Genomic DNA, 15945 nt, shown 5'->3' with positions numbered 1-15945 from the left:
TATGAACATCTTGTGTTTTGTTAGAGATCCTTCGGTTGTTTCGTTATGCAGAACTACGTTTGCAAACTTTGTTACAAGTTGTGCTTGATCCTCATTTGCGCTCAGGATGACAATGCATTTGTTATGTTGAGCAAAACGAGGTTTTTGAAATAACAGTGCATTGAAACAGTAATCTGTTTTTATGAAATGAACTTAGGCGGAGGTCTTTGAAAATTTTGTAAAAAGTAACAACCGGAGAATAACCGGCTTTTATAGAAAATAGCAAGAAAAATACTAATAGTAAGAATCAATGCCCCAATCATCTTCACTTCATTTCCTATGATGCATTTGAAGCTGAATGATGTACTTCCGAAAGCATAAACCTCCAATATCGAAATGTGTAAATGAGTATCTGATTTTGGATTATTACTGAATCTGTAAACTTCTTTCAGGTTTTGTTTAGGTTTAAAAGTTTTTTGGCAAGATTTTTTAGTTTGCAGTTTCTTTGCAACCAGTAACTTTTGAAGACTTTTTGGCTTAGTGTGGTTTTTTTTTGTTTTAACAGAGGTAATATGCTGATTTCCCAAACCGGAAATTACTGCATCTTCCGCAATTACTATTTTTGCACCTCCATCAATTTCTATATGGTTATAAGCTTCTTCCGGTCTGCCAACTGCCTGCATCATGTGGAAACCTGCAAACAGAAAAAACAACAGAAAAAATCTTCCCTTATGATGAGGGAGGGAAGATTTACGCTTCATGGTTGTATTTTCAGAATCCATATGGGTGCATTCTTTTAAAGTTAACCTTGGGCATACCTCCCGGTTAACTTAAATAATGCTGCGATAATATCATTATAAAGAAGCACTCACAAGCATACAAAGGGTATTATTCCGGAATAATACCCTTTGTATTTATTTTACAAAAAACTAAATAACAATTGGTTACATTGTAAATAACATTGTAATTGTTATTTTATGTTGCTCACAATAAAAGGAACAAGTAGATATTTGTACTTTTGCTAAAATCGTTTTATCATATGAAATATCTCTTTTATATTCTCTCTCTCTTAATATCAGCATCTACAATTAAAGCACAAAGTTCTGCGGAAATGAAAATTTCAGTTATTGATAAAAAACTAAATGAGATGCCAAAAAATCTGGCAAGTAATTCGAACCGAGAAAAAGTATTACTTGAGATAAAAAAAGAATCTGAAACGTTAAAATATACTTCTGGAATCTTGCAAAGCATTGATTATTTAATGAGATTATATTCTAATCAAGGAAAATATAAAAAAGCGGCTGAAATAGGAAATGGAATCAAAGAAATAATTCCGGATAATCCAACTTCTAAAGAAAAAAGGGTTATCTCTAACATATTTCGTACAAGAGCATCTGTTGTAAGTAATTTTGGTTTTTTAGAGGAGGGACTAAAAGATTTTAAAACAGCGATAAGCTATGCAAAAGAGATTGAAAATAATGATCAAAAGTTTTATAATCTTTCCCTATGCTATGAAAATATTACACTCTATTATGGTATCAAACATTTCGAAAATAAAAAATATAGAGATTCTATTATATATTATCATAAAAAAAGTCTCGAAAAAGCATTTCAAATTAGTGATAAAAGTTCTATAATATCTCAGAGTTTAAAATATGATCAGATTGCTTTTAATGATATACGAATGGGTATATTCTATCTCGAACAAGTTGATACTAAAGGAAGTCTGCAATCAGCAGAGAAGTATCTTTTACGGGCATTAAAAATACATGAAAATAAGACATATCAAATACCAGCAAGCAATAAAATTATATTGCTCAACCAGCTCAGCTGGCTGTACATGGAAAAAAAAGATTATAAAACTTCAATTAGTTATGCAAAACATGCTCTCAATTTAGAAAAGCAATATCAAGATCCTTATAACAGAGTAGAGTCCCTTGAGTTTCTTGCCTATTGTTATACGGAGATTGGTGAAAAAGAACAATCGGCAATCTACATGGGTCAATATGCTTCCCTTAAAGACAGTCTTAGTATGATGGAAAAAAATAATACTAAGGAGCCTTTAAAACAGATTGTGTCAGATATAGATAATACCCACAAAAAAAACACTAAAAATCAGTTTATATTGATTGTAGGGATTGTTTTCGTTGCAGCTTTAGCTACATTGTTTTTTTGGAGAAGACAAAATAAACGCCTTCATCAAAAATACAATGCATTAATCACCAAATTAAGCCATCAGGAAGAAAATATCCCGTTACATGAAAATGCAGAACATAAAGAGACTAAACCTGCTTCGGTAATAACTGATGATATTTCAAGAGCCTTACTTCAAAAACTTGAAAAATTTGAAAAATCTGAAAAGTACCTCCGGAAGGACATCAGTTTAGCATGGCTTGCCCATCATCTTGATACCAATACTAAATACCTCTCTGAAGGTATTAAGAAACACAGGGATACTAATTTTTCGGATTATATTAATGGGCTTAAAATTAATTATATTGTTAACAAACTTTATGAAAATCCTGTCTACAGAAAATACAAGATAAGCTACCTCTCTGAAGAATGCGGATATGCCACTCCACATGTATTCCGAAGCTCCTTTAAAAAAGAAACCGGCATTACACCTTCTTATTTTATTAAGGAGCTGGAAAATGAGGAAATATCGTGATTAAGACGATAATATACATGAATACACCAAGTTAAAATTTGATTATTAAACTCTTCTGAATATTCAATTGCAATAATATAGATTATACTTTTGGGAGCTAAAAACTAAATCCCACATTCTTTTATTGTCGTTGGTACATAAATATATTTAATATCAAAGTATATTTTCAAAAATGAGTTATACTTCGTATATATTAAAAATGACAAATATCTTCTTATTAAGTTTCGAAAAAATAATCAACACTCATTAAATAACTTTAGAATTCTATCAAGATCTTCTAGAAATTGGTTCGAAGATAATACTGCCGAGGTCACAAGACCGACATTTGAAGATTTCGCTCTTTGATGTCGGTTTTTTTTATTTCTTAATCCGTTGTTATACTGGCAGATATATAAGTGTATTAATTTCTTCTATAGTATTGTTTTCCATTGTTAATTGAAATTTTTCAATCCACTCGTTTAAAAGCCTATTTTTTCTAACTACTTTTCCAAATTAAAGTTTATTGCTTCTTTTATTAATTCATTTAAGTCATTCCATTGATTACATTTTTTTAGATAGAATGGTTCCATCCAGTCATAATCTTTTATTATACAAACGTTAAAATATCCTTCAATATCAAATGAAGGATTCCATCCAACATCTAATAAATTGCCATTTGCCAATTCAACTTGTAACAAATCTTCCTTTAAATTGTCAATATTATTTTCAATGCCCAACGATATATCTATTGTACTTAGATCATCAAATACTATTTTACTTTTATTTCCAATTATTCCTTTTATGTTAAATGATTTCATTATAAATTTATTTAGTTAATTTTAAATATACGATACTGTACTTAAATACACCAAGTTAAAATTTGATTATTAAACTCTTCTGAATATTCAATTGCAATAATATAGATTATACTTTTAGGAGCTAAAAACCAAATCCCACATTCTTTTATTGTAGTTGGTACATAAATATATTTAATATCAAAGTATATTTTCAAAAATGAGTTATACTTCGTATATATTAAAAATGACAAATATCTTCTTATTAAGTTTCGAAAAAATAATCAACACTCATTAAATAACTTTAGAATTCTATCAAGATCTTCTAGAAATTGGTTCGAAACTAAACCTATTAACAGTTTCTGAAAGAAAAATAGTAGAATTACTAGCTGCTCAAAAAACCAGTAAGCAAATTGCAGAACTTCTTTTCCTGTCCGAAAAAACAGTAGAAGGACACCGTACCAGAATTATAGAAAAATTGGGGATTCCAAAAGAAAAAAAATGCATTACTGATTTGGGCAATACAGAATTATAAAAAAATCCTTGTAGATTTAAAAATAATTATTAAAAAATGAAAGATGTCTTTCACCCTATTATAAACCTACGGGAACATTATTAATATCATAATTTTTTGAAAGTATATTCATCATAGACTGTGTTAATGAGCTCATCAGAATGAATGTTTCGTGAGAAAATAGGATAATGAAAACGATCTAATTTATTGAGAATACGGATCAGATCCATTTTTTCATTATAATTAAGATTCCCGGCAACAATATTAGTAGCCTGACGAATTTTTTCCATTTGCTTTTCCAGCACCATTAATCCTCTCTCAGAAATATGGATTAATTTACTTCGTTTATCCAAATCAGAATCTGTTTGTTCAATCAATCCCTGACGCAGAAGTCTTGTAATGATAAGCATACCAACAGGCTTATCGTGAATATTTTTTTTGATGAGAGCCATCTTAGTCATCTCACCAAAAGCTTTTAAGTTGATCAAGTAAATAAAGTCTTCCTGAGTAGAAAATTCAGAATCTGTGATAGCCGACTTTGAATAGGTCTTAGCATATCGGTTAAGATGAACAAGTAATGTACTAATTGCGCTTTCCGCTGTTCTTCCATTCTCTTTTCCTTCCCAGTATGGCTCATCACCAGCACGCGTAGACTCAAGATTCTCCTTACCAGAAACCCACAGTTTAAAGCCCTCAATAGTGGGTGGATAGGAATTCGGAGATGTTTTATTATCTGATTCGAATTGCTCAAGAAGAGTCATAAAGTCTTTGATAAGGGTAAAATTCATGTCAATTAAAATACTATACAAATATACCTGCTTTTAATTTAATCTCAACTTTTTACTAGAGTGTATACAATTTTGATTTTTTATATTTAATAGTAAATGATACCGGCAGAAGAAAACCGAAATAAAAATTGTATTAATTATAAATAAGTATATTCCTGGAACGAGAAAAAGATAAAACTATCTATATTTTTCTATAAAAGGAATTTACTTTAAATATTTGCCAATTGAAAAAAGAATACAAATAAACTATAAATACTTATTATATACATTGTCCGAAACTTTAAAAAGCTCCGGACAGTATGTATTAAACTAACATTAATTGGTTTTTTTTCTCCATTCAGCCTTCACATCTTCAGCGGCATCTTTGGTATTTTCCCAGGCTTCATCAGCTTTATCCTTAATATCATCCCAGGCATCTGAAATATTTGACTTCACCCTTTCCAACCAGTCTTCATGAGAAGCTTCCTGATCATTATCTCTTTTTTCATTGATATAATCTTTGGCTTTATCCGCTAACTCACTTATTTTCCATTTTGAATTATCAGCTGCGTTTTTTAAAGAATTTTCGGTTTCATTAACTGCATTTTCTGCTTTGTTATAATCTGAATTATTCATAATAATATATTTAAAGTAATTGGTATATAAATAAACAATATTTATGCCTAAAAAACTATTTAGAATGTTAAAATTTATTAAACTTTAAACACCATTGAAGAAACTCCTCTCATATTCAAAACTATAAGCCTTCTATTGTCCGATTCTAAGTCTCAATCATATCTTCATGTAAAGAATAAACTATTTATTTCTGCTAAGCTTTTTAATCATTCCTTTAAAAATAATCCCATGAAACGGAAGAACCATAAACCAATATATCCGGCAGCGCCAGTAAGCAGTATTTTTTCCATGATGACACGATTTAAAGGTATGATAAAAAAACATTACCCTTCAGATAAAAGATTATATCTTCTCCAAAAGATGACCGAAATAGTCCTTTTTTCTAACGAGATAGCTTTCATTTATTCCATTGGGTTCAATTTCTAAAGGAATTCTACGGTTGAGATTGATGCTGCTGCTCTCAACAGACTTAATCTTTTCCGGATTATTGGTCAGCAGGTTTATTTCCTTAATATTTAAAATATCCAGCATTTCAACTGCTATATCAAAGTTTCTTCCGTCTGCCGGCAGTCCCAGTTTCAAATTAGCCTCAACAGTATCAAAACCTTTTTCCTGAAGTTCATAAGCCTTCAGTTTATTGATGATCCCAATATTTCGTCCTTCCTGTCTGAGATAAACAATAACTCCCCCATTTTCAGACATATATTTCATAGCAGCATCCAGCTGTTGTCCGCATTCACATTTTTTTGAATGAAAGACTTCTCCGGTAATACATTCCGAGTGAAAACGAACATTGACCACCTTATTAAAATCAGTATTCTCGGCCACTAAAACCAAATGAGGGCTCCAGTTTTCTTCATTTTCTGAAAATGCATACATCGTGAATAATCCGTAATCTGTAGGGATTCTTGATTTTGCTTGTATTTTGAGCATAAGTTCGATTTTAATTTAAAATTAATTGATCATCTATTTGGCAAACGGACTTTCTTTATCCTGTTTCACCCAGATGAGCTTTGATGTATCATAGCCTATTTCCTGTGCTTTGATCATAAAATTCTGTTTTACACTTTCAGGTATGCTTTTTTCACGGGAAAGAATCCACAGGTAATCTAAATTTTTCCCGGCAACCAATGCATATTGGTAATCTTCAAGTGCAACAATATTATACCCAGCATAAAAGGGTCCGAAAAAACTTACCTTCAATGCAGCTGTATTCTTGTTCTCTCTAAATTTCGCAGTACCATTAACAGAAACCCATTTATTCTTTTTAAAATTGTATCCGCTGTTAACTACTTTTACACTCCCGTCTACATTAAGACTGTATTGAGCCATTGCATTATCAAGGTCTTTTTCAAAACGATAATCAAATCTTGCAATTTCATACCATGTCCCTAAATACCTGTTAACATCAAACTGATTGACTGGCTGTGCTTTTTCAGGCATTGAAGAACATGATGTGAAGACACTAAATAATACTAAAATTATTAAGAACGTGAGAATGATTTTATTTTTCATTTTTAGTTATTTTTTTAAAGAAATAAATATTGAGTAAAAACTGACTGTATCCGTAAACGGTATCTTCAATAGGGATGGTTCCCATTCTGACCCCCAAAAAATCATCAGGATTATAGTTAACAACTGGTGAAGGAATTATAGAGCCCGTCAGTATTCCATTCACTGCAAAAAATCCGGGCATCAAAATCAGATATACAAAACTTGCCTTTCCTATCCATTCTTTTTTAGCAATAAAATGCAGATAGCAAAGGGTTATTAACGTTACAATAACTGTCAGCAAAGTATATATTCTCTCATAGTAAAGAAGTCCTGCCAAACAGAGAACAATAACAGCCGTAAACACAATAAGATTATTAAAGAGATCAGCCCATGCCAGCTTAAAAAATTTTTCAAGGCAATAGTAAGTAAAAACACAGGCGAATGGAATACAGTAAAAGAACAGCCATTCTTCTATAGGAAGCCCTGAAATTTTAACCCCTAATGTATACCTGTAATCAAACCACCATACACCTTTTCCTGTGAACCATATATCCCACACAATAAAAGGAATTGCTACGATTGTAGATGACAACAGAAACTTTCCGAAAAGTTTATTAAACTGTATTCTTCTGTCAAAAGAAGCCAAAAAGCAAATAATGACTGTGAAAAAATTAATCAGTATGTAAGTATATTGCATCATTTTTTATTGAAATACATTTTAAAATAGACCATAGGAACCCACAAAAAGCCAAAGCACTCTCCTTCTTCTTTTCCTAAATGTTTGTGGTGCTGTTTATGAGCACGTCTGATGGCAAGCAAATAGGGGTTCTTTGTTTTTGTAAAAACCTTTGCTCTTTGATGAATAAAAATATCATGGACAAAGAAATAGGCCATTCCGTAAAGACTTATTCCCAAGCCAACAAAAAACAGATAATTGAATTCCTGCCTTACGCCTGCATATAATAATGCAATAGCAGGGCTGGCAAAAATGAAAAAGAACAGATCATTCCTCTCCAGCTTCCCGTCATGGCTGTGATCATGATGATCGCGGTGCAGGCCCCACAAAAAACCATGCATAATATATCTGTGGATCAGCCATGTGGCGCCTTCCATGGAAATAAAAACACACAAAACGATCAGAAAATTCATATTAATTATGTTCTTGGTTAAAAAGATCATTCAACACTCTGTATCTGAAATCGAAAATACTTCTGAGCTTTTCTTTAACAAACAAGCGATGGGCTATTCTTCCTAAAACCCCAAACGGGAGTTCATAATCTACAGTATCTTTCATCAATATACCATTCTCATCAGGAATAAACTCATGAAAATGATTCCAATGCTTATAAGGGCCTTTTTTCTGAAAGTCCGTAAAGCTTTTACCGTCTTCTACCTGACTGATAATGGTTTTCCACTTCATCGGAATTCCCAATACAGGAGAAACTGTATAATCTATTTCCATTCCTTCAAAAATAGATTCATCCTTAATATCTGAAAGAACCACAAAACTCATGTTTTCAGGGGTTATTTCGGATAAGTTATGAGGGGATGAAAAGAATTTCCATGCCGTCTCAATATTGCACCTCAAATGCTGTTCTCTATATAATCTGTACATCATTTATTTTTTTGTTAAACTCCTTTTAAACAGTGCATGTATTACAAATAAGCAGATTTGTATCTTATATAGCTTTTGAATGCAACCAACAACTTCTGTGAATTGGCAATCCTGATTCTCTGCTGCAAAATATGCTGAGAACTTGTTTTCTTTATTTTTTCAAATAGCAGCAGATAGTATCTGTAGGCCAAGTATACTCCGAACATCGAAGAGCTTGGCAGCTTCTTAATTCCTTGTAATGCTTCTTTAAATTCTTCTTCAATTTCTTTTTCAATCTGGGCTTTTACAGTATTATCAAAGACAGACATATTCAGAGACGGGAAATAGGTTCTACCCAAAATCTGATAATCATCTTTCAGGTCCCGTAAAAAATTTACTTTTTGAAAAGCAGATCCCAACTTCATGGCAAATGGTTTAAGTTTTTCAAACTGCTGTTTATCGCCTTCTGTAAATATCTGCAGGCACATAAGACCTACCACTTCTGCAGAGCCATAGATATACTCATTATAAAGATCGGAGTTGTAGTCTATTTTTTGCAGATCCATTTCCATGCTGTGCAAAAACTGATCGATCAATTGAATATTAATATCATAGTGGCGAACCGCTTCCTGAAATGAATGTAAAATGGGATTGAGTGATATACCGTCCTTCAGCGCTTCATAAGTTTCGTTTTTTAGACTTTTCAAAAGCTTCTCTTTATCATACCCATGAAAGCTATCAACAATTTCATCTGCAAGACGCACATATCCATAAACAGCATAAACAGCAGGTCTGATAGAAGGCTTCAAAGCCAATATTCCTAATGAAAAACTGGTACTGTATTTTTGAGTAGTATACTTGCTTACCTTGCGAGACAACTCATCAAACAATTTTTTCATATTATTTTATTTTTAGTTTATTAACCTCTCCTGCTACAATCTTTCCAGAAATAACTGACGGGGGAACTCCTGGTCCCGGAACAGTTAACTGGCCGGTATAAAAAAGATTGCTAATCTTTTTATTCCTTATTTTAGGCTTCAGGACAGCAGTCTGTGATAAAGTGTTGGACAGTCCATAGGCATTCCCCTGATAAGCATTATAATCCGAAATAAAATCACTTACACAATAGCTTCTCTTGTATTCAATCCTGGAGATAAGATCGGTTTCTCCTGTATGTTTTTCAATTCTTTCCAGCATTTCCTTCAGGTATTTTTCTCTTACAGCCTCCTCATCATGTATTCCCGGTGTGAGGGGTAACAGTAAAAAAAGATTTTCACACCCTTCAGGAGCTATATCCGGATCAGTTTTAGAAGGGCAGCACGCATAAAAAAGCGGTTTAGCAGGCCATTTTTTATTTTTATAAATGCAGTCTATATGATCATCAAGATTGTTTTCAAAAAATAGAGTATGATGCTTTAAATGAGATATTTTCCCTTTGATCCCCAGGTAATAAATCAGACATGAAGGAGCAAAGGTTCTCGTTTTCCAATAGGCATCATTATAGTTTCTAAGTGATTTGGAAATTAATGTTTCTGTGTGATGGTAATCTGATGATGCAATCACTGCATCAAATTCATAATCTTTACCATTTGCTGTTATTGAGACCACTTTCCCGTTTTCTGTATTGATTTTCTTTACCTCATGATTGAAATGAAAAGTTACCCCCTGCTTTTCTGCAACGTCTTTCATACCAAGAACAAGTTGATAAAAACCTCCCATAGGGTATTTGGTTCCCAAAACATATCCCCCATAATTCATAAGACTGTAAAGTGCGGGAATATTCTGAGGTGAGGCACCAAGGAATATAACCGGGAATTCCATCAGGGATCTGAGTTTAGGATCAGAAAAATAACCTGAAACATATTTCCTGAAATTACTCAAAAGATCAAGCTTCAGTGCACTGCCTGCTATTTTTAAAGAAGCAAATTCCAACCAGTTATAACAAGGTTTTGTGACAAAGTCTTTCATTCCTACCTCATACTTGAATTGAGCAGACTGCATGAATGTATCATACTTCTTCCCCGCTCCTTTTTCTGTTTTTTCAAATAACTCCCGGATCTCATCATTTTTCTCAGGAACTGAAATCTTTTCTTCTGAAAAGACCATCTCAAACTGGGGATCTAAAGAAACAAGCTTAAAAAAATCAGAGACTTTGCAGTCAAAATCGCTGAAAAAGCCTTCGATAATATCAGGCATCCAGTACCAGCTGGGCCCCATGTCAAAAACATACCCTTGTTCTGTTCTAAATTGCCTTGCACGACCTCCCGGCTGGTCATGTTTTTCAAATACATGCACTTCATTTCCTGATTTAGCAGCATATGCAGCAGCAGACAGTCCTGAAAATCCAGAACCAATTACAGCAATTCTCTTTCTTAAGTTTCCAGTATCCATTGTTACTTATTTAATAGTTTTAACAACTCTATTTAATACGGCATCAGCTCAACCTTTTATATGCAATATCCAACAGATCCCTCGTATCCAGATTCATATGGTAAAAAGAATTATGAAATTCATCCAGTTTAGAGAGTATCGCTATGAGCAGCATTTGTTCAGAGTGAGCAAGATTCCCCACTACAACATTTGAGGCTTTACGGATTTCATCCATATTTTCCTCCAATACAGTAAGCCCTTTCTCTGTTATCTGAATATGCTTTGTTCGTTTATCTTTTTCAGAGACTGTCTGCTCAACCCAACCATGACGAATTAATCGATTAATAATAAGTATACCTGAAGATTTTTCATGCACATTATGTCTTATCAATTCCATTTTTGTCATTGCTCCCATCGTTTTCAGACCTATCAGATAAATAAAATCATCCTGGCTTGAAAAAACTGAATTGCCAATTGATCTGGAGTAAGTTTTTGCATACCTTCCCATCCTTATCAATAATGTATTGATGACACTATCAGAACTTCTTCCCGATTCTTTACCTATCCAACATGGATCTATTGATTCAGAAGTATTTTTACAGGAAGAATTGATCCACTCCGTAAAACCCTGAAGATCGTTGCTGTATAACGACTTACCTTCATTTTGCTCCATAAATTGCTGAACAAGTTCTACAACTGATTTTATAAGATCAAAATTCATAACCTATACATTAGTATACAAATATACTTATAAAAGTTTACAAATATACTTATATGTTATTTTATTTTAAAGCTAAGGAATTACAATATGGAGATTTAAAGATTTACCTCTAAAGAAAGAGTAGATACCTAAAAATACAAAACACTAACAAACAACAACTTAAACAACAAGAAAGAAGGTTAAAAAAAGAGAGTCATGAAAGGGAGATTAACAAGCAATAGTATATTTATAAACCTAATTATATTTTTAATATAAAAATATGGGCCATAATATACTTGAATACACCAAGTTAAAATTTGATTATTAAACTCTTCTAAATATTCAATTGCAATAATATAGACTATACTTTTGGGAGCTAAAAACTAAATCCCCCATTCTTTTATTGTAGTTGATACATAAATATATTTAATATCAAAGTATATTTTCAAAAATGAGTTATACTTCGTATATATTAAAATGGCAAATATCTTCTTATTAAGTTTCAAAAAAATAATCAACACTCATTAAATAACTTTAGAATTCTATCAAGATCTTCTAGAAATTGGTTCGAAGATAATCCTGTCGAGCTCACAAACGCCAAACAGCGCCACTTTAAGACAAGTGGCGCCGTTTATTTTATCTTCGATTTCAAAATAAGCCAATTGTTTTGGTTTTAGATATTTCTTGCTGCAAGATATTCCGGTGTTTTTGTAGGACTGATAAATTCTGTTGATCATTTAAAGTACATGATCAAAGTAACATCCAGTGAGCGATATACAAAGATACTTCCGTATACGATTTTGAACCTAAAAGGAGCATAAAAGAAGTCAGAAAATCAGCGTATTGCATAATTTCATTGAATCACAATCATTTTTTTATGATAGAAAATTTACTGATTATACAGCCTGAGAATCTTCACCAATTCAGGTATGGATCGTATCTTCAGCTTCTCAAACAACCTGTTTTTGTAAGTACTGATCGTCGATGAATGGAGATTCAGTTGATTAGAAATTTCTTTGAGGGGAAGACCTTCTGCAATCTTATTGGCAATTTGCAATTCGCGGTCTGATAGTGCTTCAAAGGGAGAATTTTTTGTTGCACCAGTTAATGATTCTAAAAAAATCGTTTCTTTTATATTATCACTGACATATCTGCCCTTACTAAGCATCGCCGTTAAGGCAGTCTCAATTACTTCAGTGGAGCTTAGTTTGCTTAGATAGCCTCCAGCACCCATTTTCAGATAACGCATTCCATACAACTCTTCATCCTGTGAAGAAAATATTAGAATTTTTAATTCAGGTTGGTGAATTTTTATGTAATCTATTGCTTCCTGAACAGTACCATTAGGCATATTAACATCCATAATGGCCAGATCAAATTCTTCTTTCAGAATTAATTTGTACAGCGATTTATAATCTTCTACTTCTGAAATTATGGCATCGGGTCTGAATCGTTTGATTGTTTGTATCAAACCCATCCGGACGATACCATGATCATCTGCCACAACAATGCGAATGTTTACTTTTAAACCCATCATTCTATAAATTTACGTAAAAAAAGGGAAACCGTAGTGCCTTTATTTTCAGTGGAAATGATTTGTACGTTTCCAGACAGCAAGGAAATAAAATTCTTTACAATTTTCAAGCTTAATCCAACTCCTTTCTCGCCCGCAGTTCCCAGGAATATGGGATTATCATAAGTGTAGATCGCAGATAAATACTTTTCATTCATTCCTGTCCCGAAATCAATTATAGAAAGCACAATCTCATCACCTTCCGTAATCACCTGTAAATAAATATCTTGCTCCGGAAAGGAATATTTTAGCGCATTGTTAAAAATTTTGTCTAAAACGTATTCGAGCAACAGGCGATCGCTTGTAAGAAATACATTGTGATCACCTTTAAAATAAAATTTAATGCTTTTTTCTTTTAATTTTGCAGCATATTTTTCTTCTAAATAGTGAAAAAGATCCATCACCATGATTTTAACGGGTTTAATCTTAAAACCTCCGTATTGTGTTTTTATCCAAGTAATGCTGTCCTGGATCGTTTGCAGATTCTTCAGGGTATCACGTTTTACCTGTGGCAACAACTTAAAAAAATCTTCCTCACTTATGGTCTTTTGCTCTAGCCCTTCTATAAGCCACACAAAAATTCCAAACAGTTCTTTTGAGTCATGAGACAATATCGAGATCAGTCCGTTCTTGAAATTGATTTCGTTTTCCAGTCTTTCAATTTTTAATTGTAGTTCGTTGATAAAATCATTCATAAATTCAGTATCATGGTTTTAGAATCTGTTTGAATTATTTTTTTTAAAAAAGTAGAAAAGGTTATATTGTTTAAACTCGAATAAAACATATGGTTCAGACCTTTCTTCCAGAAGTTGGCAAGTTATAAAAAATATCATATTAGTAAAAAGAAAAATCAAATGGGATTTACTTGAAATAATAAATACCATATTTTATCCACTAAAAACGGCTGTGCCTAACGTGACATTCCTGGAGGGTTTCCACCCTGGCAAATCGTTTACCGGCATTACCGAGATGGTGAAAGATGGAACATGGGAAAACATCACCAAGGTTACTGATTGCAAGCAGCCGAATGATGCAAGATAAAAAATGGCAACATGAAGCGGTAATAATTGATAGCCAGGATTGATTCAAAGAAAGAAAACGTTTCTATATACAGATACCCAGGAAATCTTTTGGAAAGTTTTGTATTTTTGAACCAATTGCTATGATGAAACCACAGCTGTAAAACATTGGCATAAAATGGACTCAGAAAAGAAATTATTGGAAGACATACAGCTTATTTATGCCGATGGATTTTGGAGGAACTTTTCGTAAGCAAATGAAAACAAAATATGAGATCGAAGTGGAAATACCTAAAATCCCGATTACACTAAAAGGCAAAGTTGAAATTTATTTTTTCTAGATACATTTAATCTATCAATATCGTGATGATCCGACGATTGATTATTCCTATTAAAGTGGCCCATAAGGAGGAGTTATTAAATGGCCGTAAAGCTATAATAAACATTGATAGAGTAAGTCGTATTTTCCTTCCCTACCAAACTTTGGGCTCCTGCAGGTGGTATGGTATATCTTACGTTCAGTCCCCGGTCCAAAACCGGTGTTCCGTTAAAGAGTATTTTTTGGGGAGTTTTAGATAAGGGCACATTTACAGAACTTCCATCCACGCCAATTTGTAATATGTTGGAATTGATGTCGGTCTGCAGGCCGCCTTTTTTGAAATAATTTTCGTCCGATTTTACATAGAGTTCAAAATTTTCATTATTGGACAACATAATTTGGTTTGGAATCATCTGTGACTGACCATCGGTGTAATGGGCTGCGGTATTAAAATTGAAGTTTACATTGCGCCCGGAACTTGGGATGGTGATCTCAGACAAAGGAAGTACCTTTAACTGAACAGCCGTATTTTGCAAACTGTTAATTGAGTTATCTGTACTGCTGGCATTGAAGTTCAAATCAAACGTATATGTTCCGGCTTCAAAAAAAAAGTTTTTAAAATCTTCCGCAGACACATAAAGTTGCGGAACGAAATTGTTTCTGTTTCCAGCTACAACACTGAAATTAGCAGCTGAAAAATTCTGAAAATCGGAAGATAAGGCTTTGGTTGTGAGTGAAGATCCGTTACTGCCCAATTTAATGCTTGCTATATTTCTGGTTCCCGGAACACCTTTAGAGGACGTAAACTGAACTGTTGTGGCAGTAGCTTTCGCCCAAAAATTAAAATCAACCGTATTTGCGATTTCCGTATTCCCCAAATCCCACACCCGCGTGCTTGTACTGCGGTAGTCATTCAAAGAAGAGATTTCTATGTATTTTGTTAAAGAGTTTGCTACCCATCGTATAGCTGAAGGAATGACTAAAATTGTTTTAAAATTACGTGGTGTGAAGTCATTATAATTCTGAGTGATATCCATGGAGTAATTCCCGGCCCGGAAGGCATTGGCACTAAATTGGGAGGCAGGAATTTTAAATGTAAAGTTGATATTTCCCCGGTTGAATCCGCCCCCGATACTGATGGATGGCGGTTCAAACCATTTTACAGAGCTTGTACTGAATGACTGAAAACCTGGTAAATAACCTGAAAATCCAGTAGACGGCAACTGCCCGCCCATACTTTCTAACTGCCACAGAAGAGTGGAACCGGGTAAAGTAAGTGAGGAAGAAGAATGAGTAAAAGTTGGTCCGGAAACAGAGGTAAATGTAGGAGCTGTTGGGAGTAATCCTAAAAAGGCATAATCCCAGTTTGTTCTGTTGCCATTCGTCATTACCCTTGTAGGTACTGAGGTAAATTCGCTCCTGTTAAAAATATTATTTTCAGGAACCGACAAGTACACATCCTGAGCTTTCGTAGCTGCAGACCAGCAAAACACAGTAAAAATTCCTATTAAAAAAGTTCTCATCTTTTTCATACTTTTA

17 protein-coding genes are annotated in these 15945 nt (G+C 33.3%); 2 read left to right on the top strand and 15 right to left on the bottom strand.

Annotated elements, in window-relative coordinates:
- Positions 1–179 precede the first annotated feature (179 nt).
- Positions 180–761: a hypothetical protein gene (locus J2Y40_RS03460; protein WP_153393627.1), complete on the bottom strand. Its 582-nt coding sequence runs from the start codon at positions 759–761 to the stop codon at positions 180–182.
- A gap of 257 nt (positions 762–1018) precedes the next feature.
- Here J2Y40_RS03460 and J2Y40_RS03455 point away from each other — a divergent pair, with 257 nt between their 5' ends.
- A complete protein-coding gene (locus J2Y40_RS03455) occupies positions 1019–2647 on the top strand; it encodes a helix-turn-helix domain-containing protein (RefSeq protein ID WP_153393628.1) in 1629 nt (542 codons plus the stop codon).
- Between the two features lie 479 nt (positions 2648–3126).
- Here the strand turns inward: J2Y40_RS03455 and J2Y40_RS03450 are convergent, their stop codons facing one another.
- Positions 3127–3444: a hypothetical protein gene (locus J2Y40_RS03450; RefSeq protein ID WP_153393630.1), complete on the bottom strand. Its 318-nt coding sequence runs from the start codon at positions 3442–3444 to the stop codon at positions 3127–3129.
- Positions 3445–3718: 274 nt separating this feature from the next.
- Between J2Y40_RS03450 and J2Y40_RS03445 the strand changes: the two genes are divergently transcribed.
- Positions 3719–3955 carry a helix-turn-helix transcriptional regulator gene (locus J2Y40_RS03445; protein ID WP_309997533.1) on the top strand — a complete coding sequence of 79 codons (237 nt, stop codon included), beginning with the start codon at positions 3719–3721 and terminating at the stop codon, positions 3953–3955.
- 86 nt (positions 3956–4041) lie between these two features.
- Here the strand turns inward: J2Y40_RS03445 and J2Y40_RS03440 are convergent, their stop codons facing one another.
- From J2Y40_RS03440 to J2Y40_RS03380, 13 genes are all read right to left on the bottom strand, one after another.
- The gene (locus J2Y40_RS03440) at positions 4042–4722 is read right to left on the bottom strand and encodes a MarR family winged helix-turn-helix transcriptional regulator (RefSeq protein WP_153393632.1); all 681 of its coding nucleotides are present in this window, start codon (positions 4720–4722) and stop codon (positions 4042–4044) included.
- Positions 4723–5037: 315 nt separating this feature from the next.
- Positions 5038–5337: a hypothetical protein gene (locus tag J2Y40_RS03435; protein ID WP_153393633.1), complete on the bottom strand. Its 300-nt coding sequence runs from the start codon at positions 5335–5337 to the stop codon at positions 5038–5040.
- Positions 5338–5679: 342 nt separating this feature from the next.
- Positions 5680–6270 carry a GTP cyclohydrolase II gene (gene ribA, locus J2Y40_RS03430; protein ID WP_153393635.1) on the bottom strand — a complete coding sequence of 197 codons (591 nt, stop codon included), beginning with the start codon at positions 6268–6270 and terminating at the stop codon, positions 5680–5682.
- 33 nt (positions 6271–6303) lie between these two features.
- The gene (locus J2Y40_RS03425; protein ID WP_153393637.1) at positions 6304–6852 is read right to left on the bottom strand and encodes a lipocalin family protein; all 549 of its coding nucleotides are present in this window, start codon (positions 6850–6852) and stop codon (positions 6304–6306) included.
- Positions 6842–7531 carry a lycopene cyclase domain-containing protein gene (locus J2Y40_RS03420; protein WP_153393639.1) on the bottom strand — a complete coding sequence of 230 codons (690 nt, stop codon included), beginning with the start codon at positions 7529–7531 and terminating at the stop codon, positions 6842–6844. The genes J2Y40_RS03425 and J2Y40_RS03420 overlap by 11 nt, the downstream gene beginning before the upstream one ends.
- On the bottom strand, positions 7528–7980 hold the full coding sequence (locus J2Y40_RS03415) for a sterol desaturase family protein (RefSeq protein WP_153393641.1): 453 nt from the start codon (positions 7978–7980) through the stop codon (positions 7528–7530). Before J2Y40_RS03415 ends, J2Y40_RS03420 begins: the two co-directional genes overlap by 4 nt.
- A gap of 1 nt (position 7981) precedes the next feature.
- Positions 7982–8449 (bottom strand): SRPBCC family protein, encoded by a 468-nt coding sequence (locus tag J2Y40_RS03410; RefSeq protein ID WP_309996964.1) that lies wholly within the window; start codon positions 8447–8449, stop codon positions 7982–7984.
- 38 nt (positions 8450–8487) lie between these two features.
- The gene (locus J2Y40_RS03405; protein WP_153393645.1) at positions 8488–9324 is read right to left on the bottom strand and encodes a phytoene/squalene synthase family protein; all 837 of its coding nucleotides are present in this window, start codon (positions 9322–9324) and stop codon (positions 8488–8490) included.
- A 1-nt stretch (position 9325) separates the two neighbouring features.
- Positions 9326–10816, bottom strand: coding sequence for an oleate hydratase (locus J2Y40_RS03400; RefSeq protein WP_309996959.1), 1491 nt, complete (start codon positions 10814–10816; stop codon positions 9326–9328).
- A 43-nt stretch (positions 10817–10859) separates the two neighbouring features.
- Positions 10860–11516, bottom strand: coding sequence for a MarR family winged helix-turn-helix transcriptional regulator (locus J2Y40_RS03395; protein ID WP_153393649.1), 657 nt, complete (start codon positions 11514–11516; stop codon positions 10860–10862).
- 868 nt (positions 11517–12384) lie between these two features.
- Positions 12385–13032, bottom strand: coding sequence for a response regulator transcription factor (locus J2Y40_RS03390; RefSeq protein WP_231128639.1), 648 nt, complete (start codon positions 13030–13032; stop codon positions 12385–12387).
- Positions 13029–13763, bottom strand: a complete 735-nt coding sequence (locus J2Y40_RS03385; protein ID WP_153393651.1) for a sensor histidine kinase KdpD — start codon at positions 13761–13763, stop codon at positions 13029–13031. The genes J2Y40_RS03390 and J2Y40_RS03385 overlap by 4 nt, the downstream gene beginning before the upstream one ends.
- Before the next feature lie 741 nt (positions 13764–14504).
- On the bottom strand, positions 14505–15938 hold the full coding sequence (locus tag J2Y40_RS03380; RefSeq protein ID WP_309996954.1) for a hypothetical protein: 1434 nt from the start codon (positions 15936–15938) through the stop codon (positions 14505–14507).
- Positions 15939–15945: the final 7 nt, after the last annotated feature.

It is taken from the genome of Chryseobacterium sp. 2987 (assembly GCF_031456375.1).
GTDB classification, from domain to species: domain Bacteria; phylum Bacteroidota; class Bacteroidia; order Flavobacteriales; family Weeksellaceae; genus Chryseobacterium; species Chryseobacterium vaccae.
The sequence above is the reverse complement of the archived record's forward strand: the minus strand, read 5'-3'. Positions and strand labels throughout refer to the sequence as shown.

Coding starts and splice junctions, on each gene's coding strand:
- J2Y40_RS03460 (WP_153393627.1), bottom strand. CDS start 761: ATGGATTCTGAAAATACAACCATGAAGCGTAAATCTTCCCTCCCTCAT.
- J2Y40_RS03455 (WP_153393628.1), top strand. CDS start 1,019: ATGAAATATCTCTTTTATATTCTCTCTCTCTTAATATCAGCATCTACA.
- J2Y40_RS03450 (WP_153393630.1), bottom strand. CDS start 3,444: ATGAAATCATTTAACATAAAAGGAATAATTGGAAATAAAAGTAAAATA.
- J2Y40_RS03440 (WP_153393632.1), bottom strand. CDS start 4,722: ATGAATTTTACCCTTATCAAAGACTTTATGACTCTTCTTGAGCAATTC.
- J2Y40_RS03435 (WP_153393633.1), bottom strand. CDS start 5,337: ATGAATAATTCAGATTATAACAAAGCAGAAAATGCAGTTAATGAAACC.
- ribA (WP_153393635.1), bottom strand. CDS start 6,270: ATGCTCAAAATACAAGCAAAATCAAGAATCCCTACAGATTACGGATTA.
- J2Y40_RS03425 (WP_153393637.1), bottom strand. CDS start 6,852: ATGAAAAATAAAATCATTCTCACGTTCTTAATAATTTTAGTATTATTT.
- J2Y40_RS03420 (WP_153393639.1), bottom strand. CDS start 7,531: ATGATGCAATATACTTACATACTGATTAATTTTTTCACAGTCATTATT.
- J2Y40_RS03415 (WP_153393641.1), bottom strand. CDS start 7,980: ATGAATTTTCTGATCGTTTTGTGTGTTTTTATTTCCATGGAAGGCGCC.
- J2Y40_RS03410 (WP_309996964.1), bottom strand. CDS start 8,449: ATGATGTACAGATTATATAGAGAACAGCATTTGAGGTGCAATATTGAG.
- J2Y40_RS03405 (WP_153393645.1), bottom strand. CDS start 9,324: ATGAAAAAATTGTTTGATGAGTTGTCTCGCAAGGTAAGCAAGTATACT.
- J2Y40_RS03400 (WP_309996959.1), bottom strand. CDS start 10,816: ATGGATACTGGAAACTTAAGAAAGAGAATTGCTGTAATTGGTTCTGGA.
- J2Y40_RS03395 (WP_153393649.1), bottom strand. CDS start 11,516: ATGAATTTTGATCTTATAAAATCAGTTGTAGAACTTGTTCAGCAATTT.
- J2Y40_RS03390 (WP_231128639.1), bottom strand. CDS start 13,032: ATGATGGGTTTAAAAGTAAACATTCGCATTGTTGTGGCAGATGATCAT.
- J2Y40_RS03385 (WP_153393651.1), bottom strand. CDS start 13,763: ATGAATGATTTTATCAACGAACTACAATTAAAAATTGAAAGACTGGAA.
- J2Y40_RS03380 (WP_309996954.1), bottom strand. CDS start 15,938: ATGAAAAAGATGAGAACTTTTTTAATAGGAATTTTTACTGTGTTTTGC.